The sequence below is a fragment of the Pseudomonas sp. UTLPPB19802 genome, from assembly GCF_059730225.1.
Genome location: NZ_AP048545.1, coordinates 6,334,879 through 6,350,875, shown reverse-complemented (window position 1 = coordinate 6,350,875; position 15,997 = coordinate 6,334,879). Strand labels below are relative to the sequence as shown.

The 15,997-nt window shown below is 63.9% G+C and carries 17 protein-coding genes; 6 read left to right on the top strand and 11 right to left on the bottom strand.

The window, feature by feature from the left end:
• The first annotated feature begins 1 nt into the window (after position 1).
• From AC6I6U_RS27735 to AC6I6U_RS27715, 5 genes are read left to right on the top strand one after another with little or no spacing between them, the layout of a single operon-like run.
• On the top strand, positions 2–1,975 hold the full coding sequence (locus AC6I6U_RS27735) for a heme lyase CcmF/NrfE family subunit (RefSeq protein ID WP_497879172.1): 1,974 nt from the start codon (positions 2–4) through the stop codon (positions 1,973–1,975).
• Complete coding sequence (locus AC6I6U_RS27730) at positions 1,972–2,508, top strand: DsbE family thiol:disulfide interchange protein (protein WP_497879171.1); 537 nt, start codon at positions 1,972–1,974, stop codon at positions 2,506–2,508. The genes AC6I6U_RS27735 and AC6I6U_RS27730 overlap by 4 nt, the downstream gene beginning before the upstream one ends.
• Positions 2,505–2,975, top strand: coding sequence for a cytochrome c-type biogenesis protein (locus AC6I6U_RS27725; RefSeq protein WP_497879170.1), 471 nt, complete (start codon positions 2,505–2,507; stop codon positions 2,973–2,975). The genes AC6I6U_RS27730 and AC6I6U_RS27725 overlap by 4 nt, the downstream gene beginning before the upstream one ends.
• Entirely contained in the window at positions 2,972–4,186 is a 1,215-nt protein-coding gene (ccmI, locus tag AC6I6U_RS27720; protein ID WP_497879169.1) for a c-type cytochrome biogenesis protein CcmI, read from the top strand. Before AC6I6U_RS27725 ends, ccmI begins: the two co-directional genes overlap by 4 nt.
• Positions 4,187–4,195: 9 nt before the next feature.
• Complete coding sequence (locus tag AC6I6U_RS27715; protein ID WP_497879168.1) at positions 4,196–4,609, top strand: hypothetical protein; 414 nt, start codon at positions 4,196–4,198, stop codon at positions 4,607–4,609.
• Positions 4,610–4,694: 85 nt separating this feature from the next.
• Here AC6I6U_RS27715 and AC6I6U_RS27710 read toward each other — a convergent pair whose 3' ends face one another.
• From AC6I6U_RS27710 to gcl, 7 genes are all read right to left on the bottom strand, one after another.
• Complete coding sequence (locus AC6I6U_RS27710) at positions 4,695–5,693, bottom strand: sulfate ABC transporter substrate-binding protein (protein ID WP_497879167.1); 999 nt, start codon at positions 5,691–5,693, stop codon at positions 4,695–4,697.
• Positions 5,694–5,785: 92 nt separating this feature from the next.
• A complete protein-coding gene (locus AC6I6U_RS27705) occupies positions 5,786–6,610 on the bottom strand; it encodes an ion transporter (RefSeq protein ID WP_497879166.1) in 825 nt (274 codons plus the stop codon).
• A 135-nt stretch (positions 6,611–6,745) separates the two neighbouring features.
• Positions 6,746–7,603: an urea transporter gene (locus AC6I6U_RS27700; RefSeq protein ID WP_497879165.1), complete on the bottom strand. Its 858-nt coding sequence runs from the start codon at positions 7,601–7,603 to the stop codon at positions 6,746–6,748.
• 98 nt (positions 7,604–7,701) lie between these two features.
• Positions 7,702–7,866, bottom strand: a complete 165-nt coding sequence (locus AC6I6U_RS27695) for a hypothetical protein (RefSeq protein ID WP_497883163.1) — start codon at positions 7,864–7,866, stop codon at positions 7,702–7,704.
• Between the two features lie 20 nt (positions 7,867–7,886).
• Positions 7,887–8,777, bottom strand: coding sequence for a 2-hydroxy-3-oxopropionate reductase (locus AC6I6U_RS27690; protein WP_497879164.1), 891 nt, complete (start codon positions 8,775–8,777; stop codon positions 7,887–7,889).
• Between the two features lie 41 nt (positions 8,778–8,818).
• Positions 8,819–9,601: a hydroxypyruvate isomerase gene (gene hyi / locus AC6I6U_RS27685; RefSeq protein ID WP_497879163.1), complete on the bottom strand. Its 783-nt coding sequence runs from the start codon at positions 9,599–9,601 to the stop codon at positions 8,819–8,821.
• Positions 9,602–9,730: 129 nt separating this feature from the next.
• Positions 9,731–11,506: a glyoxylate carboligase gene (gene gcl / locus AC6I6U_RS27680; protein ID WP_497879162.1), complete on the bottom strand. Its 1,776-nt coding sequence runs from the start codon at positions 11,504–11,506 to the stop codon at positions 9,731–9,733.
• Between the two features lie 263 nt (positions 11,507–11,769).
• Between gcl and AC6I6U_RS27675 the strand changes: the two genes are divergently transcribed.
• Positions 11,770–12,210 carry a GlcG/HbpS family heme-binding protein gene (locus AC6I6U_RS27675; protein WP_497879161.1) on the top strand — a complete coding sequence of 147 codons (441 nt, stop codon included), beginning with the start codon at positions 11,770–11,772 and terminating at the stop codon, positions 12,208–12,210.
• A 238-nt stretch (positions 12,211–12,448) separates the two neighbouring features.
• Here the strand turns inward: AC6I6U_RS27675 and AC6I6U_RS27670 are convergent, their stop codons facing one another.
• The 4 genes from AC6I6U_RS27670 to AC6I6U_RS27655 all read right to left on the bottom strand — a co-directional run bounded on the left by AC6I6U_RS27670 (position 12,449) and on the right by AC6I6U_RS27655 (position 15,940).
• On the bottom strand, positions 12,449–13,057 hold the full coding sequence (locus tag AC6I6U_RS27670; RefSeq protein WP_497879160.1) for a TetR/AcrR family transcriptional regulator: 609 nt from the start codon (positions 13,055–13,057) through the stop codon (positions 12,449–12,451).
• A 96-nt stretch (positions 13,058–13,153) separates the two neighbouring features.
• The gene (locus AC6I6U_RS27665) at positions 13,154–14,065 is read right to left on the bottom strand and encodes an EamA family transporter (protein WP_497879159.1); all 912 of its coding nucleotides are present in this window, start codon (positions 14,063–14,065) and stop codon (positions 13,154–13,156) included.
• Positions 14,066–14,132: 67 nt separating this feature from the next.
• Positions 14,133–15,413 (bottom strand): TRAP transporter large permease, encoded by a 1,281-nt coding sequence (locus tag AC6I6U_RS27660; RefSeq protein WP_497879158.1) that lies wholly within the window; start codon positions 15,411–15,413, stop codon positions 14,133–14,135.
• Entirely contained in the window at positions 15,413–15,940 is a 528-nt protein-coding gene (locus tag AC6I6U_RS27655) for a TRAP transporter small permease (RefSeq protein ID WP_497879157.1), read from the bottom strand. The genes AC6I6U_RS27660 and AC6I6U_RS27655 overlap by 1 nt, the downstream gene beginning before the upstream one ends.
• Positions 15,941–15,997 lie beyond the last annotated feature (57 nt).

Below are 15,997 nucleotides of genomic sequence, written 5' to 3'. Positions count from 1 at the left end.
CATGATTCCCGAGCTTGGCCACCTGGCCATGATCCTGGCGCTGTGCTTTGCCCTCGTGCAGGCCAGCGTCCCGCTACTCGGTGCCTGGCGTGGCGACCGCCTGTGGATGAGCCTGGCACAGCCGGCGGCCTGGGGGCAGTTCGCCTTCCTGGTGTTTGCCTTCGGGGTGCTGACCTACGCGTTCATGACCGATGACTTCTCCGTCACCTACGTCGCCAGCAATTCCAACAGCGCCTTGCCCTGGTACTATAAGTTCAGCGCCGTATGGGGGGCCCACGAAGGCTCGCTGCTGCTCTGGGCGCTGATCCTCGGTGGCTGGACCTTCGCCGTCTCGGTGTTCTCGCGCCAGTTGCCACAGGTGATGCTGGCGCGGGTGCTGGCAGTGATGGGCATGATCAGTTCCGGCTTCCTGTCGTTCCTGATCCTCACCTCCAACCCGTTCTCGCGCATCCTGCCGCAGATTCCGGCCGATGGTCGCGACCTCAACCCGTTGTTGCAGGACATCGGCCTTATCGTCCATCCGCCGATGCTGTACATGGGCTATGTCGGCTTCTCCGTGGCCTTCGCCTTCGCCATTGCCGCATTGCTCGGCGGTCGCCTCGATGCGGCCTGGGCGCGCTGGTCGCGGCCGTGGACCATCGTGGCCTGGGCCTTCCTCGGCCTGGGGATCACCCTGGGCTCGTGGTGGGCCTATTACGAACTCGGCTGGGGTGGCTGGTGGTTCTGGGACCCGGTGGAAAACGCCTCGTTCATGCCCTGGCTGGTGGGCACGGCTCTGATCCATTCCCTGGCGGTCACGGAAAAGCGCGGGGTGTTCAAGAGCTGGACGGTGTTGCTCGCCATCGCTGCATTCTCCCTCAGCCTGCTCGGTACCTTCCTGGTGCGTTCGGGCGTGCTGACTTCGGTGCACGCGTTCGCTTCCGATCCGGCCCGTGGCGTGTTCATCCTGATCTTCCTGCTGTTCGTGGTCGGCGGTTCGCTGACACTGTTCGCCTTGCGCGCGCCAGTGGTGAAGAGCCAGGTCGGCTTCAACCTGTGGTCCCGCGAGACGCTGCTGCTGGCCAACAACCTGGTGTTGGTGGTGGCCGCCTCGATGATCCTGCTGGGGACCCTGTACCCGCTGGTGCTCGACGCCCTGAGCGGGGCCAAGCTGTCGGTCGGCCCACCGTACTTCAATGCGCTGTTCATCCCGCTGATGGCGGTGCTGATGGTGGTGCTGGCGGTCGGTGTGCTGGTGCGCTGGAAAGACACCCCAGTCAAATGGCTGGTGGGCATGCTCGCCCCGGTCCTGCTCGGTAGCGTCGCTCTGGCGGTGGTGGCCGGCCTGGTCTACGGCGATTTCAACTGGGCGGTGCTGGCGACCTTCCTGCTGGCGGCCTGGGTGGTCCTGGCGGGTGTGCGCGACATCCTCGACAAGACCCGTCACAAGGGCCTGTTCAAGGGCCTGCCAACGCTGACCCGCAGCTACTGGGGCATGCATCTGGCGCACCTGGGCATCGCGGTCTGCGCCCTGGGCGTGGTGCTGTCGAGCCAGGAAAGCGCTGAGCGCGACCTGCGCCTGGCACCGGGCGAATCCATGGAACTGGCCGGTTACCAGTTCGTCTTCGAAGGCGCCAAACACTTCGAAGGGCCGAACTTCACCTCGGACAAGGGCACTGTCCGGGTGATCGACAAGGGCCGCGAAGTGGCTGTACTCCATCCGGAAAAGCGCCTCTACACTGTGCAGCAATCGATGATGACCGAAGCCGGGATCGATGCCGGTTTCACCCGTGACCTCTACGTCGCTCTCGGCGAACCACTGGGCGATGGCGCCTGGGCGGTGCGGGTGCACGTCAAGCCGTTCGTGCGCTGGATCTGGTTCGGCGGGCTGCTGACTGCCCTCGGTGGCGCGCTGGCGGCGCTCGATCGGCGCTATCGGCTCAAGGTCAAGAGCCGCGTGAAGGAAGCATTGGGCATGAGCGGAGCGACGGCATGAAGCGTTGGATAATGGTAGTGCCGCTGGCGGTGTTCCTGCTGGTGGCGGTGTTTCTCTATCGCGGGTTGTACCTGGACCCGGCCGAGTTGCCGTCGGCAATGATCGGCAAGCCGTTCCCGGCGTTCTCCCTGCCCGATGTACAGGGCGAGAAGACCCTGACCCAGCTCGACCTGCATGGTCAGCCGGCGCTGGTCAACGTCTGGGGCACCTGGTGCATTTCCTGCCGGGTCGAGCACCCGGTACTGAACAAGCTGGCGCAGCAGGGCGTGCGCATCTACGGCGTGAACTACAAGGATGACAATGCCGAAGCGCTGAAGTGGCTGAAGGATTTCCACAACCCGTACCAGTTGGATATCCGCGACGAGCAGGGCAGCCTCGGCCTGGACCTGGGCGTGTATGGCGCACCGGAAACCTTCTTCATCGATGCGAAGGGTGTGATCCGTCACAAGTACGTCGGGGTGATCGACGACGTGGTCTGGCGCGAGCAACTGGCGCCGGTGTACCAGGCACTGGTGGACGAGGCTCGGCCATGAAGCGCTGGTTAGCCGCCGTTGCCCTTGGCTTGAGCCTGTCCGGCGTGGCCCACGCCGCCATCGATACCTACGAGTTCGCCAATGATGCCGAGCGCGAGCGTTTCCGCGACCTGACCAAGGAACTGCGCTGCCCCAAGTGCCAGAACCAGGACATCGCCGACTCCAACGCGCCGATTGCCGCCGACCTGCGCCGGGAGATCTTCCGCATGCTCGGCGAGGGCAAGGACAATCAGCAGATCATCGGCTTCATGGTCGATCGTTATGGCGATTTCGTCCGCTACAAGCCGGCGCTGACCGGCAAGACCGCGCTGCTCTGGTTCGGCCCGGCCGGGTTGTTGCTGGGCGGCCTGGTCGTCATCGCCGTGATCGTCCGCCGTCGTCGCGCCCAGCGCGGCGAAACCCCGGACGTGCTTTCCGCCGAGGAGCGCGAGCGCCTCGACCACCTGCTGGATAAAAACCACGAATGATTGATTTCTGGCTTGCTACCGGTCTGTTGTTGCTGATTGCCCTGAGTTTCCTGCTGATCCCGATCCTGCGTGATCGCCGTGCCCAGCAGGAAGAGAATCGAACCGCGCTCAACGTGGCGCTGTACCAGGAACGCGTGGCTGAGCTGCAGGCTCAGCACGACGAGGGTGTGCTGACTGCCGCGCAGATGGACAGCGCCCGGGCCGAAGCCGCTCGCGAGCTGCTGGCCGATACCGAGGGTGTCGGCCCGGCGCCGGTTTCGCGCCTGGGCAGGCCGCTGCCACTGCTGGCGGCGCTGTTGGTGCCGGTGCTCGGGATGGTCCTGTACCTGCATTTCGGTGCCAGCGACAAGGTTGAACTGACCCGCGAATTCGCCCAGGCGCCGCAGTCCATGGAAGACATGACCCGCCGCCTGGAGCGAGCGGTTGCCGCCCAGCCGGACTCGGCCGAAGGCCTGTATTTCCTTGGCCGTGCCTACATGGCCCAGGACCGGCCAGGCGATGCGGCGAAGATCTTCGAGCGCACGGTCAAGCTCGCCGGGCGCCAGCCCGAGCTGCTTGGGCAATGGGCGCAGGCGCGTTACTTCGCCGATGGCAAGCAGTGGTCGCCCCAGGTCCAGGCATTGACTGATGAGGCGCTCAAGGCTGATCCAAATGAAGTCACCAGCCTGGGCCTGTTGGGGATTGCCGCGTTCGAGGCGCAGCGCTACCAGGAAGCGATCGACTACTGGAAGCGCCTGCTGGTGCAGTTGCCGGCGCAGGATCAGTCCCGCGCGGCCTTGCAGGGCGGTATCGACCGTGCCAGCGAGAAGCTGCTGGAGAGCGGTGGCAAGGTTGCCGTGGCGCCTGTCGAGAAGGCGCCGGCTGAGAAAGGCGCACTGCTCAAGGTACGGGTCGACCTGGCAGCGGGCCTCAAGGCCAAGGTCCAGCCGGGCGACAGCGTATTCATCTTTGCCCGTGCCACCCAAGGGCCTCCGGCGCCCTTGGCGGCCAAGCGCCTGACCGTGGCCGATTTGCCAGCCACGGTCGAGTTGGGCGACGCGGACGCGATGATGCCGCAATTGAAACTGTCGAACTTTCCTGAAGTCCAACTGGTTGCACGGGTATCCCGCGCCGGCCAGCCAATGTCCGGTGAATGGATCGGTCGCAGCCAGCCTTTGGCAAGCAATACCGCCGTGCAACAGAACCTGACCATCGACAGCCCGGATAAGTAGAGACCCGCCATGACCGCCATCGCTCGCCTCACCCTGTTAACGCTGGTCCTGGGGGTGAGCGCCTGTACGGTCCATCGCCCGTCGGCACCGACGGGCCCGACGATCCCGCCGTCCGGTCCGACCACCCAGCCCAATCCGCCAGCCACTCCCGGCACGCCAGGGACTCCAGGCAAGCCGATCCCTGCGGCCAAGCCGCGCCCCAGCACTTCGGCGACCTTCGCCCCGCCGCCAGGCGGTCGCAGCCACTGGGACGGGCAGATGGGCGTTTATGTGCTCGACAGCCAGCCCAGCACGTTCTATCGCCAACGTACCTACTATCGCTGGGATAACGGTTGGAGCCGCTCGATCAGCCCCAACGGGCCATGGGAAGAAACCGATATCCACGGCGTGCCACCAGGCTTGGGCAAGCAATTCGCGCAGTAGGAGCGCGGCTTGCCCGCGAACCGCCAAAGGCGGCCATTCACCACCGGGGCGTCAGTGAGTACGCCTTCGCGGGCAAGCCCGGCTCCTACTTGCCGTAGATCTGGTCGAACACGCCACCGTCATTGAAGTGGGTCTTCTGCACGGTGCGCCAGTCACCGAAGGTCTTCTCCACCGAGAGGAAATCGACTTTCGGGAAACGGTCGGTGAACTTGGCCAGTACCTTCGGATCACGTGGACGCAGATAGTTCGCCGCAGCGATTTCCTGGCCTTCCGGCGACCACAGGTACTTCAGGTATTCCTCGGCTGCCGCGCGGCTGCCCTTCTTGTCCACGACCTTGTCGACCACGCTCACCGGTGGTTCGGCCTCGGCGGACACGCTCGGGTAGATCACTTCGAACTGATCGCGACCGAATTCGCGGGCAATCATTTCCGCTTCGTTCTCGAAGGTCACCAGCACGTCGCCGATCTGGTTGGTCATGAAGGTGGTGGTGGCGGCACGGCCACCGGTATCCAGCACTGGCACCTGCTTGAACAGCTTGCCGACGAAGTCCTTGGCCTTGTTCTCATCGCCGCCGTTCTTCAGCACATAGCCCCATGCCGAGAGGTAGGTGTAGCGACCGTTACCCGAAGTCTTCGGGTTCGGCACGACAACCTGCACGCCTTCCTTGAGCAGGTCCGGCCAGTCCTTCAGCGCCTTGGGGTTGCCCTTGCGCACGATGAACACGGTGGCCGAGGTGAATGGCGCGCTGTTGTTCGGCAGGCGGGTGACCCAGTTGTCCGGTACCAGCTTGCCGTTATCGGCCAGCGCGTTGATGTCGGTCGCCATGTTCATGGTGATCACGTCCGCCGGCAGGCCATCGATAACCGCACGGGCCTGCTTGCTCGAACCGCCGAAGGACATCTGCACAGTGACGTTTTCGTTGTGCTCGGCCTGCCAGTGTTTCTGGAAGGCGCTGTTGTAGTCCTTGTAGAAGTCGCGCATCACGTCGTAGGACACGTTCAGCAGAGTCGGTGCGGCGGCCTGGGCGATGCCGCCGAAGGCCAGGCCTGCGGCCAGGAGCGAGGCGCCAAAGAGTTTTTTCACTGCGCATTCCTTGTTCGAGTTAGAGAGAGGGCAATTTGCCAGCAACTATAGCGGTGAGCGGATAGTCGCTAAAAGATTAAAAAGTACTTTGCTTATTCCTGTTTCTTGAAAAGCGCGCTGCCACACCGCGAGCAGAAAGATGCCTCGGGCTCATGGCTGTTTTTCCGGCACACCGGGCACGCGTGCTTGAGTTGTTCGCCACGCAGGGCGGTGGCCAGTTCGGCAGTGAAAATCCCGGTGGGCACGGCGATGATCGAGTAACCGGTGATCATCACCAGCGACGAGATGATCTGCCCGAGCACGGTCCTGGGCACGATATCGCCATAGCCGACGGTGGTCAGGGTGACGATCGCCCAGTAGATGCCCTTGGGAATGCTGGTGAAACCGTGTGTCGGGCCTTCGATCACATACATCAGCGTCCCGAAGACGGTCACCAGGGTGCAGACGCAGAACAGGAACACCAGGATCTTCTGCTTGCTGCCGCGCAGGGCATCGAGCAGGTAATGGGCCTGCTTGAGATAGGGCGCCAGCTTGAGCACGCGGAAGATCCGCAGCATGCGCACGATACGGATGATCAGCAGGTACTGGGCATCGCTGTAGTACAGGGCGAGGATCCCCGGGACGATCGCCAGCAGGTCGACCAGCCCGTAGAAACTGAAGGCATAGCGCAATGGTCGGGGCGAGCAGTAGAGGCGTACCAGATACTCGATCGCGAAGATCAGCGTGAAGCCCCATTCGATCCCGGCCAATAGCCCGGCGAAGTTCTGGTGGATGCTCTCGATACTGTCGAGGATCACCGTCACCAGGCTGGCGAGGATGATCAGCAGGAGGATTTTGTCGAAGCGCCGTCCGGCGACGGTGTCGGTTTGAAAAACCATGACGTAGAGCCGTTGGCGCCAGTCGTTGTTGCTAGTCATGAGGTGTTGCCCAAGTGATTGATGCCGCAAGCGTGGGGCAAGGGCGGGCATTCCGCAAGCCGGGGCGGGCCCTGGTGCGTTACCGCACGATACGCTGGCGTCGACCTGTCGGTGCAGACCCGCTCGGCGCCACTTTTACGACTGCGTACACAACGGCGGGGGCAACATCCGCGCGACTGCTCGACTCAGCCAGCAGGCCAGGATGAACGGCGCGGTCAGTGGCGACAGGCCCAGGGTGGCGAGCGCGGGTGGCAGCAGGATGGCCAGGACGATGCCGGCCAGTACCAGCCAGGGCCGACGCTGCAACGGGCTGAGGGCCAGGGCGGCGAGAGCCGCGTTGTAGCTACCCAGCCCTGCCAGGGCCGGGGTGGCTTCGCTGCCGATACCGACGGCCAGCCCCAGGCCACTGCCGAACACCGCCCACAGCGCCGCCCGTCGGTTGGCCAGCAGCAAACCGACCAGGATCAGGCCGCCCGCCAACGATTTGTCCAGGAACATGACCTGGCCGAAGCCCTTGATGACTGCCTGTAGCAGAGTGGGCAGGCTTATTTCGAGTTGCGGGGCTGGTGTCGGCGTGGCCGGGTCGAATGCCAGGAGAATCCAGCCGAGCAGTACGAAAGGCGCGGTATAGGTCGGCAGGCTTCGAGGCCAGTGTCGGACCAGTATCGCGCCCAGGCCGCCGGCGGCGATGATCAGCAGCGGCTGCAGCGGTGACCAGGGAGTGTTCAGGCTGATCAGCAGGCCCAGCAGGATGCCGTTGTAGCTGTACAGGCCGGCCTGGCGGTCGGCCTTGGGGTAGCCGCGGCGCTGGGCCGTGAGCAGGCCGGCGATACCGCCCAGCAACGCACCACCGAGCTGGCCAGGCGCAGTGCAGAGGATCGCCAGCAGGCAGCACAGGCCGCAGAGTGGATGGCGCTGGAGAAAGATCTGGCTGAAACCGTTGAACAGGGCGGTGGCCCAGTCGGGGCAGTGTTGATTGAAGTTCGATTGCATGGGGGCAGGTCAGTAAAGGTGCTGTGTATGACAGTCTGTTTGCGAGTGGCCCCTTCGCGGGCTTGCCCGCGAAAGAGGCTCCCCGGCCTGGCTTCAGATCAAGGTTTCCATCCGCAACGAGTGGATCGAGCCGGGCTGGCCAAAAGGCACACCTGCGTGACGACCAGTGCATCGAGCGCGGCGAAGTAGCCATAGCCGTTGTTGTCATCCAGTTCGTCGCTGGCGGTCAGGCCCAGCAGGAATTCTTGCGGACCGACCGACATGACGGGCTCCGGAATTACTGTCACTGATCGCGAATCGAGAAGTTGGCCATGTGTTCCAGCCCCTTGATCAGTGCCGAGTGGTCCCATTCGCTGCCACCGATGGCCGCGCAGGTGCTGAACACCTGTTGCGCGTTGGCGGTGTTGGGCAGGTTGATGTCCAGCTCGCGGGCACCGGCCAGCGCCAGGTTGAGGTCCTTCTGGTGCAGGTTGATGCGGAAGCCCGGATTGAAGGTGCCCTTGATCATGCGCTCGCCATGCACCTCGAGGATCTTCGACGAGGCAAAGCCGCCCATCAGTGCCTCGCGAACCTTGGCCGGGTCGGCACCGTTCTTCGCCGCGAACAGCAGCGCTTCGGCCACCGCCTGGATGTTCAGGGCGACGATGATCTGGTTGGCCACTTTGGCGGTCTGACCATCGCCATTGGCGCCGACCAGGGTGATGTTCTTGCCCATGCTCTGGAACAGCGGCAGGGCACGGGCGAAGGCCTGGCTGTCGCCGCCGACCATGATGCTCAGGGTCGCGGCCTTGGCCCCGACTTCACCGCCGGACACTGGCGCGTCGAGGTACTGCGCGCCTTTTTCGTTGATCTTGGCGGCGAAGGCCTTGGTGGCGCTCGGCGAGATCGAACTCATGTCGATGACGATCTTGCCGGGGCCGACACCGGCGGCGATCCCGTCGGCGCGGAACAGCACATCTTCTACCTGCGGGGTATCAGGCACCATGACGATGATGAATTCGGCTTCCTGGGCAACTTCCTTCGGGTTGGCCAGGGCCACGGCGCCAGCGGCGACCAGGTCGGCTGGAGCGCTGGCGTGATGCTCGGAAAGCAGCAGGCTGTGACCCGCCTTCTGCAGGTTCGAAGCCATGGGGTGGCCCATGATGCCGGTGCCGATAAAACCGATTTTAGCCATGAGAAAATCCTCTTGTCGCATGTATCAAGGTAGGGGAACGCTCAGATCGCGTTGTGGCTTTTCAGCCAACCGAGGCCGGCTTCGGTGGTGGTCAGCGGCTTGTATTCGCAGCCAACCCAGCCCTGGTAGCCGATGCGATCCAGGTGTTCGAACAGGAAGCGGTAGTTGATCTCGCCGGTGCCGGGCTCGTTGCGGCCGGGGTTGTCGGCGAGCTGCACATGATTGATTTCGCCCAGGTGATTGCTCAGGGTCCGGGCCAGGTCGCCCTCCATGACCTGCATGTGGTAGATGTCGTATTGCAGGAACAGGTTGGCGCTGCCGACCTGCTCGCGAATCGACAGGGCCTGGGCCGTGGTGTTCAGGTAGAAGCCGGGAATGTCGCGGGTGTTGATCGCCTCCATCACCAGTTTGATGCCGGCGGCCTGGAGCTTGTCGGCGGCATACCTGAGGTTCTCGACCAGGGTCTTCTCCAGGAAAGCCTCGTCGAAACCCAGCGGGCGAATCCCGGCCAGGCAGTTGACCTGGCTATTGCCCAGCACCTGGGCATAGGCGATGGCCAGGTCGACCCCGCGGCGAAATTCCTCGACACGATCCGGGTGACAGGCGATGCCGCGCTCGCCCTTGGCCCAGTCGCCGGCGGGCAGGTTGAACAGCACCTGGGTGAGGCCGTGGGCGTCCAGTTGTGCCTTGATCTGGGCGGAACTGAAGTCATAGGGGAACAGGTATTCCACGCCGCTGAAGCCGGCGTCGGCGGCGGCCTTGAAGCGGGCGAGGAAGTCCTGTTCGGTGAACAGCATGGACAGGTTGGCGGCAAAACGGGGCATGGCGGTCTCCGGTAGGTAGACGTTGATCATTCAGCTCGATTCACGCTGTAGGAGCAGGCTTGCCCGCGAAGAGGGCATCGAGCCCCCAGGGGCTTCCTGGGCAAGCCCGCTTTTACATTCAGAGTGGTGTCAGTCGAGCAGCGCGATGGCGGTTGGCGCGTCGTTGCCGACCAGGGCCAGATCCTCGAATTCGTTGATGGCGTTGATCTCGGTGCCCATGGAAATATTGGTCACCCGTTCGAGGATGATCTCGACCACGACCGGCACCTTGAACTCTTCGATCAACGCCTGGGCCTGGCGCAGCGCCGGCTGGATCTGGCCCGGTTCGAACACGCGCAGGGCCTTGCAGCCCAGGCCTTCGGCGACGGCCACGTGGTCCACGCCGTAGCCGTTGAGCTGTGGCGCGTTGAGGTTGTCGAAGGACAACTGCACGCAGTAGTCCATGTCGAAGCCGCGCTGGGCCTGGCGGATCAGCCCCAGGTAGGAGTTGTTCACCACCACGTGGATGTACGGCAGCTTGAACTGCGCGCCCACCGCCAGTTCCTCGATCATGAACTGGAAGTCATAGTCGCCCGACAGCGCCACCACCTTGCGCTGCGGGTCGGCCTTGACCACCCCGAGCGCCGCTGGAATGGTCCAGCCCAGCGGGCCGGCCTGGCCGCAGTTGATCCAGTGGCGTGGCTTGTAAACGTGTAGGAACTGCGCACCGGCAATCTGCGACAGGCCGATGGTGCTGACGTAGCAGGTGTCCTTGTCGAACACCTGGTTCATCTCCTCGTAGACACGCTGCGGCTTGACCGGCACGTTGTCGAAATGGGTCTTGCGCTGCAGGCTGGCCTTGCGCTGCTGGCAGTCCTTGAGCCAGGCGCTGCGGTTCTTCAGCTTGCCGGCTGCTTGCCATTCGCGGGCCACGTCGATGAACACCGTCAGCGCCGAGGCGGCGTCGGAAACGATGCCCAGGTCAGGAGTGAACACCCGGCCGATCTGGGTCGGCTCTATATCCACATGAATGAACTTGCGGCCTTCGGTGTAGACCTCCACCGAGCCGGTGTGGCGGTTGGCCCAGCGGTTACCGATGCCCAGTACCAGGTCGGACTTGAGCAGGGTGGCATTGCCGTAGCGATGGGAAGTTTGCAGCCCAACCATGCCGACCATCAGTGGGTGGTCGTCGGGCAGGCTGCCCCAGCCCATCAGAGTCGGGATCACCGGAATGCCGGTCAGTTCGGCGAACTCCACCAGCAGTTCGCTGGCGTCGGCGTTGATGATCCCGCCACCGGCCACCAGCAGGGGCCGCTCGGCCAGGTCGAGCAGGGCCAGGGCCTTCTCGACCTGAATCCGCGTGGCACTGGGCCTGGCCAGCGGCAGTGGCTGGTAGGCGTCGATGTCGAATTCGATCTCGGCCATCTGCACGTCGAACGGCAGGTCGATCAGCACCGGGCCGGGACGTCCCGAGCGCATTTCATGGAAGGCTTTCTGGAAGGCATAGGGCACCTGGCCCGGCTCCAGCACGGTAGTCGCCCACTTGGTCACCGGCTTGACGATGCTGGTGATGTCCACGGCCTGGAAGTCTTCCTTGTGCAGGCGGGCACGGGGGGCCTGGCCGGTGATGCAGAGGATCGGGATCGAGTCGGCGCTGGCGCTGTACAGGCCGGTGACCATGTCGGTGCCGGCCGGCCCCGAGGTACCGATGCACACGCCGATGTTGCCGGCTCGGGTCCTGGTATAGCCCTCGGCCATGTGCGAGGCACCTTCAACGTGGCGAGCGAGGACATGATCGATGCCGCCGACTTTTTGCAGTGCGGAGTAAAGCGGGTTGATCGCGGCGCCGGGGATGCCGAAGGCGGTATCGATTCCTTCGCGGCGCATCACCAGCACGGCAGCTTCGATTGCTCTCATTTTGCTCATTATTTTGTGCCTCTTAAGTTTTGTAATTGTATACAAGTGGCTCTGGGTCGAGTGTATTCACGGCGAATGGCGCAGGTCAATCCATTTTCTTGAATCGGAGTGGTATTTGTCTGGATCAAGGAAAACCAGGATGTCCACAGCGTTTTGTCCGTGTGTTGATTTTTTTGTATACAAAAATATCTATTATTGTGTTCTATTTGATGTTCGAAATCGCTCCCGCACGGAGCCCGAATGACTTTCCAAAAACAATGAGGACGGCACCCATGAGCGCGTTAACCTTGAAAGTCGCAGTCAGCCTGGCAGGCCAGGCGATCGCTGCGGGAAGGACGATTTCGGCGGCGCCGCTGACCATCGCGGTACTCGATGGCGGCGGGCATCTGGTGACCCTGCAGCGTGAGGATGGGGCCAGCCTGCTGCGTCCGCAGATCGCCATCGGCAAGGCCTGGGGCGCGATTGCCCTGGGCAAGGGCTCACGCCTGCTGGCGCTGGACGCGCAACAACGGCCGGCGTTCATCGCGGCGTTGAATGGCCTGGGTCAGGGTAGCGTGGTGCCGGCACCGGGCGGGGTACTGATTCGCGATCAGGCCGGGTTGTTGCTGGGGGCGATCGGCATCAGTGGTGACACCTCGGACATCGACGAGCAGTGCGCGATCAGTGCGATCGAGGCGCTGGGGCTGATGGCGGATGCCGGGGTGTCAGCCTGACGGCAACCGTTGGAGAGGCGAGCTTCCTGGTGTTGTTGCAGTGTTAGCGAGCTTGTGTGGCGAGCGGGCTTGTCGGAACGCCGCACCGCCACGCTCGGCTGCGCAGTGGCCAGGGAACCTGGGTTCCCCATTTTGGCTGATGCACCGTGTTGGCTGGTTTCAGGGCCGCTGCGCGCCCCAGCGCAGGCAAGCCTGCTCGCCACACAAGCTTGCTACTACACAAGCCCGGGCAAAACGGTTACCGGTCGGGCTCGCAGCCCTTGAGCACCAGGCGCACGATGGTCTGCGTGGCGGCCTCGTAGTCGCTGTCATCGAGCTTGGCCTTGCCGGTGATCGATGAGATCTGCCAGTCGAAGTCGGCATAGGTCTGGGTTGCGGCCCAGATGCTGAACATCAGGTGATTGGGGTCCACCGGGGCGATCTGGCCTCGGTCGATCCAGCTCTGGATGCATTCGATGTTGTGCCGGGCCTGGGCATTGAGCTGTTCGACCAGGTCGGGGCTCAGGTGCGGGGCACCGTGCATGATCTCGCTGGCGAACACCTTCGACGCCGCCGGCAGGTCACGGGAGATGCGGATCTTCGAGCGGATGTAGCCGGCCAGCACTTCGCCGGGCACACCGTCGGGGTTGAACGGCGTCGAGGCCTGCAGGATCGGTTCGATGATGCTTTCCAATACCTCGCGGTACAGGTTGTCCTTGGACTTGAAGTAGTAGTAGACGTTGGGCTTGGGCAGGCCGGCCTTGGCGGCGATGTCGCTGGTCTTGGTGGCGGCGAACCCCTTGTCGGCGAACTCTTCACTGGCTGCGCGCAGAATCAGTTCTTTGTTGCGTTCGCGGATGGTGCTCATAAACCAGGGTTTTCCTTGCCTGTCCGGGCGGTTGGGCATGGTAGCACCGGGTCCGCGACAGGCCAAGATTGCCCCATCGCGGGCCGGGCGGCGGGCTCAGGCCGGCTTGCGCGAGGCCAGCAGCACGATCCCGCCGACCACGATCAGGCCGCCGACGATCTGCATGTGGCTTAGCAACTGGTCGAGGATGAGCCAGCCGAGCAACAGGCTGGCAATCGGTTCGACATTCATCACCGGTGCGTTGCGCACGATGTCCAGGCGGCTCACGCAGATGAACAGCAGCGAGAACGCCAATCCGTAAAGCAGTACCAGGCAGCCCAGCGCCAGCCAGCCGGTCGGCGTACTGGGCAGGCTGACACCGCCGGGCAACAGTCCGCTCAGGCCGAGCAGGGTGGTGCTGCAGAACACTACCAGCAAGGTCAGCAGGCTGCGCACGCTGCCGCGCACCTGGGCCAGCTTGTGCTCGGTTATCCACAGGGCGCAGGCAAAGACTCCGGCACCGGCAAAGGCGAACGACACACCTTCGAGCCACTGGCGCTCATTGCTTTCCACGCCGCCCAGGCGTTGTGGCACATCCAGGGCGAACAGCAGGCCGACGAGAATCATGCCCATCAGCAGCAACGTCTGCCGGTTGGGCGCACGGCCGCCCAGGGCCCAGTTGAGCAGCACCAGCAGGATCGGCGCGGTGTTGCCCACCAGCAAGGCCAGGGCCACGGGAATCCGCGCCACGGCCGAATAGATACAGAAACTCTGGGTGGCGATCAGCACCCCCATCAGCAATTGCCAGCGCCAGGTGCCGGCCTTCAGCCTGAGGCTTTCGCGCTGCCAGAGCACCACGGCGGCGAGTGCCAGCAAGGTGATGCCGGAACGGCAGAGAATCGCCAGCAACAGGCCGGTGTCGTGGTCGAAGGCGATCCGCGCGGCGATGTGATTGCCGGCGAAGGCGCAGGCGAGGGTGGCGAGAATCAGCACCGCGAGCGGGCGCGGCAGGGCAGGGGAAACGGACATGGCAGGCGGTTTTCCTTCACCGAAAATGCAGGGCCGCCAGCGGCGGCGGCCCTTGGGAACAGCGGGCCTACAGCACCAGGTGCGGCAGCCAGAGTGACAGCGCCGGGATGTAGGTCACGGCCATCAGCACCAGGAACAGCACGCCGTAGAATGGCAGCAGCGCGGTCACGGTCTTCTCGATACTGACCTTGCCCACCGCCGAGCCGACGAACAGCACCGCGCCCACCGGCGGGGTGATGAGGCCGATCCCCAGGTTCACCAGCATGATCATGCCGAAGTGCACCGGGTCGACGCCGATGCCGAGAATCACCGGCATCAGGATCGGCGTGAGGATCAGGATCAGCGGCGCCATGTCCATCACCGTGCCGAGCAACAGCAGCATGGCGTTGATGCACATCAGGATCACGTAGCGGTTGTCCGACAGGGTCAGGAACAGCGTGGTGATCTTCGCCGGGATCTGCATCAGGGTCATGATGTAGCCGAAGCTGGCGGCGAAGCCGATCAGGATCATCACGATGGAAATGGTGCGCACCGTGCGATGCATCAGCTTGGGCAGTTCACTCCACTTGTAGTCGCGGTAGATGAACATGGTCACGAAGAACGACCAGAGCACCGCGATCGCCGCCGACTCGGTGGCGGTGAAGATCCCCGAGAGAATCCCGCCGAGGATGATCACCATGGCCATCAGGCCCCACAACGCATCGGCGCAGATTTTCAGGGCCTGGCGCAGGGGAATGACTTCGCCCTTGGGATAGTTGCGCTTTTTCGCGAAGATCAGGCACAGCACCATCAGGCAGGCGCTCATCAGCAGGCCCGGCACCACGCCGGCCATGAACAGCGAGGCGATCGACACCGTGCCGCCGGCGGCCAGCGAGTAGAGCACCGAGTTGTGGCTCGGCGGGGTCAGCAATGCCTGGACCGAGCCGCTGACCGTGACTGCGGTGGAAAAGTCGCGGGGGTAGCCACGGCGCTCCATTTCCGGAATCAGCACCGAACCGACCGACGCGGTGTCGGCCACCGATGAACCGGAAATCGCCCCGAAGAAGGTCGAGGCCATGATGTTCACCAGGGACAGGCCGCCGCGGACGAAACCCACCAGCACCCCGGCGAACGCCACCAGCCGCCGCGACATGCCGCCCTCGGCCATGATCGCGCCGGCCAGGACGAAGAACGGAATCGCCATCAGCGAGAACTTGTTGACGCCACCGGCGACCTGGATCATCAGGGCCTGGAACGGAATGTCGATCCACCAGGCGCCGATCAGCGCGGAAAGCCCGAGGGCATAGGCCACCGGCATGCCGATCAGGATCAGCAGGATAAAACTGCCCAACAGGATAAAGGCGTCCATCACGCGGTCCCCTCGTTTTCTTCGACAAGGTCGAAACGCACCACGCGGCGCTGGCTCTGGTCGCCCAGCAGGAGTTTTTCCAGGACGAACACCAGGGTCAGGAAACCGCCCACGGGGATCGGCATGTAGGTGACGCCGACCCGCAAGGTCGGCAGCGCACTCATGAACTGGTTCCAGGTCGAGGCGCAGAGCTTGGCGCCCCAGATGGTCATGAACAGGCAGATGGTCGCCATCAGCAACTGGGCCACCAGCGCGGCAGCCGAGCGCAGCGCCGGGCTCAGGCGGTCGGTCAGCATGGCCACCGCCATGTGTGCGCCGGCCCGGTAGCTGGAGGCAGCGCCGATGAAGGTGAACACCATCATCAGCAGGATCGCGGTGGGCTCCGGCCAACTGGAGCCGGTGCCAAGGACGTAGCGGGCGAAGATGCCCCAGGGGATGATCAGGCTGATGGCGAGGATCGCCAGGCCCGCGACCCAGACACAGGTCATGTAGAGCCGATCGTTGATCAGCAGCACGAGATTCTTCATCGGATTTCACCGTTACCCGCCGGCACGCGCCTGGGCGCGTGCCGGTCGGGCCTTCCA

Excerpts from the sequence above, each read along its gene's own strand:
- AC6I6U_RS27735 (WP_497879172.1), top strand. The coding sequence starts at position 2 with ATGATTCCCGAGCTTGGCCACCTGGCCATGATCCTGGCGCTGTGCTTT.
- AC6I6U_RS27730 (WP_497879171.1), top strand. The coding sequence starts at position 1,972 with ATGAAGCGTTGGATAATGGTAGTGCCGCTGGCGGTGTTCCTGCTGGTG.
- AC6I6U_RS27725 (WP_497879170.1), top strand. The coding sequence starts at position 2,505 with ATGAAGCGCTGGTTAGCCGCCGTTGCCCTTGGCTTGAGCCTGTCCGGC.
- ccmI (WP_497879169.1), top strand. The coding sequence starts at position 2,972 with ATGATTGATTTCTGGCTTGCTACCGGTCTGTTGTTGCTGATTGCCCTG.
- AC6I6U_RS27715 (WP_497879168.1), top strand. The coding sequence starts at position 4,196 with ATGACCGCCATCGCTCGCCTCACCCTGTTAACGCTGGTCCTGGGGGTG.
- AC6I6U_RS27705 (WP_497879166.1), bottom strand. The coding sequence starts at position 6,610 with ATGACTAGCAACAACGACTGGCGCCAACGGCTCTACGTCATGGTTTTT.
- AC6I6U_RS27700 (WP_497879165.1), bottom strand. The coding sequence starts at position 7,603 with ATGCAATCGAACTTCAATCAACACTGCCCCGACTGGGCCACCGCCCTG.
- AC6I6U_RS27695 (WP_497883163.1), bottom strand. The coding sequence starts at position 7,866 with ATGTCGGTCGGTCCGCAAGAATTCCTGCTGGGCCTGACCGCCAGCGAC.
- AC6I6U_RS27690 (WP_497879164.1), bottom strand. The coding sequence starts at position 8,777 with ATGGCTAAAATCGGTTTTATCGGCACCGGCATCATGGGCCACCCCATG.
- hyi (WP_497879163.1), bottom strand. The coding sequence starts at position 9,601 with ATGCCCCGTTTTGCCGCCAACCTGTCCATGCTGTTCACCGAACAGGAC.
- gcl (WP_497879162.1), bottom strand. The coding sequence starts at position 11,506 with ATGAGCAAAATGAGAGCAATCGAAGCTGCCGTGCTGGTGATGCGCCGC.
- AC6I6U_RS27675 (WP_497879161.1), top strand. The coding sequence starts at position 11,770 with ATGAGCGCGTTAACCTTGAAAGTCGCAGTCAGCCTGGCAGGCCAGGCG.
- AC6I6U_RS27670 (WP_497879160.1), bottom strand. The coding sequence starts at position 13,057 with ATGAGCACCATCCGCGAACGCAACAAAGAACTGATTCTGCGCGCAGCC.
- AC6I6U_RS27665 (WP_497879159.1), bottom strand. The coding sequence starts at position 14,065 with ATGTCCGTTTCCCCTGCCCTGCCGCGCCCGCTCGCGGTGCTGATTCTC.
- AC6I6U_RS27660 (WP_497879158.1), bottom strand. The coding sequence starts at position 15,413 with ATGGACGCCTTTATCCTGTTGGGCAGTTTTATCCTGCTGATCCTGATC.
- AC6I6U_RS27655 (WP_497879157.1), bottom strand. The coding sequence starts at position 15,940 with ATGAAGAATCTCGTGCTGCTGATCAACGATCGGCTCTACATGACCTGT.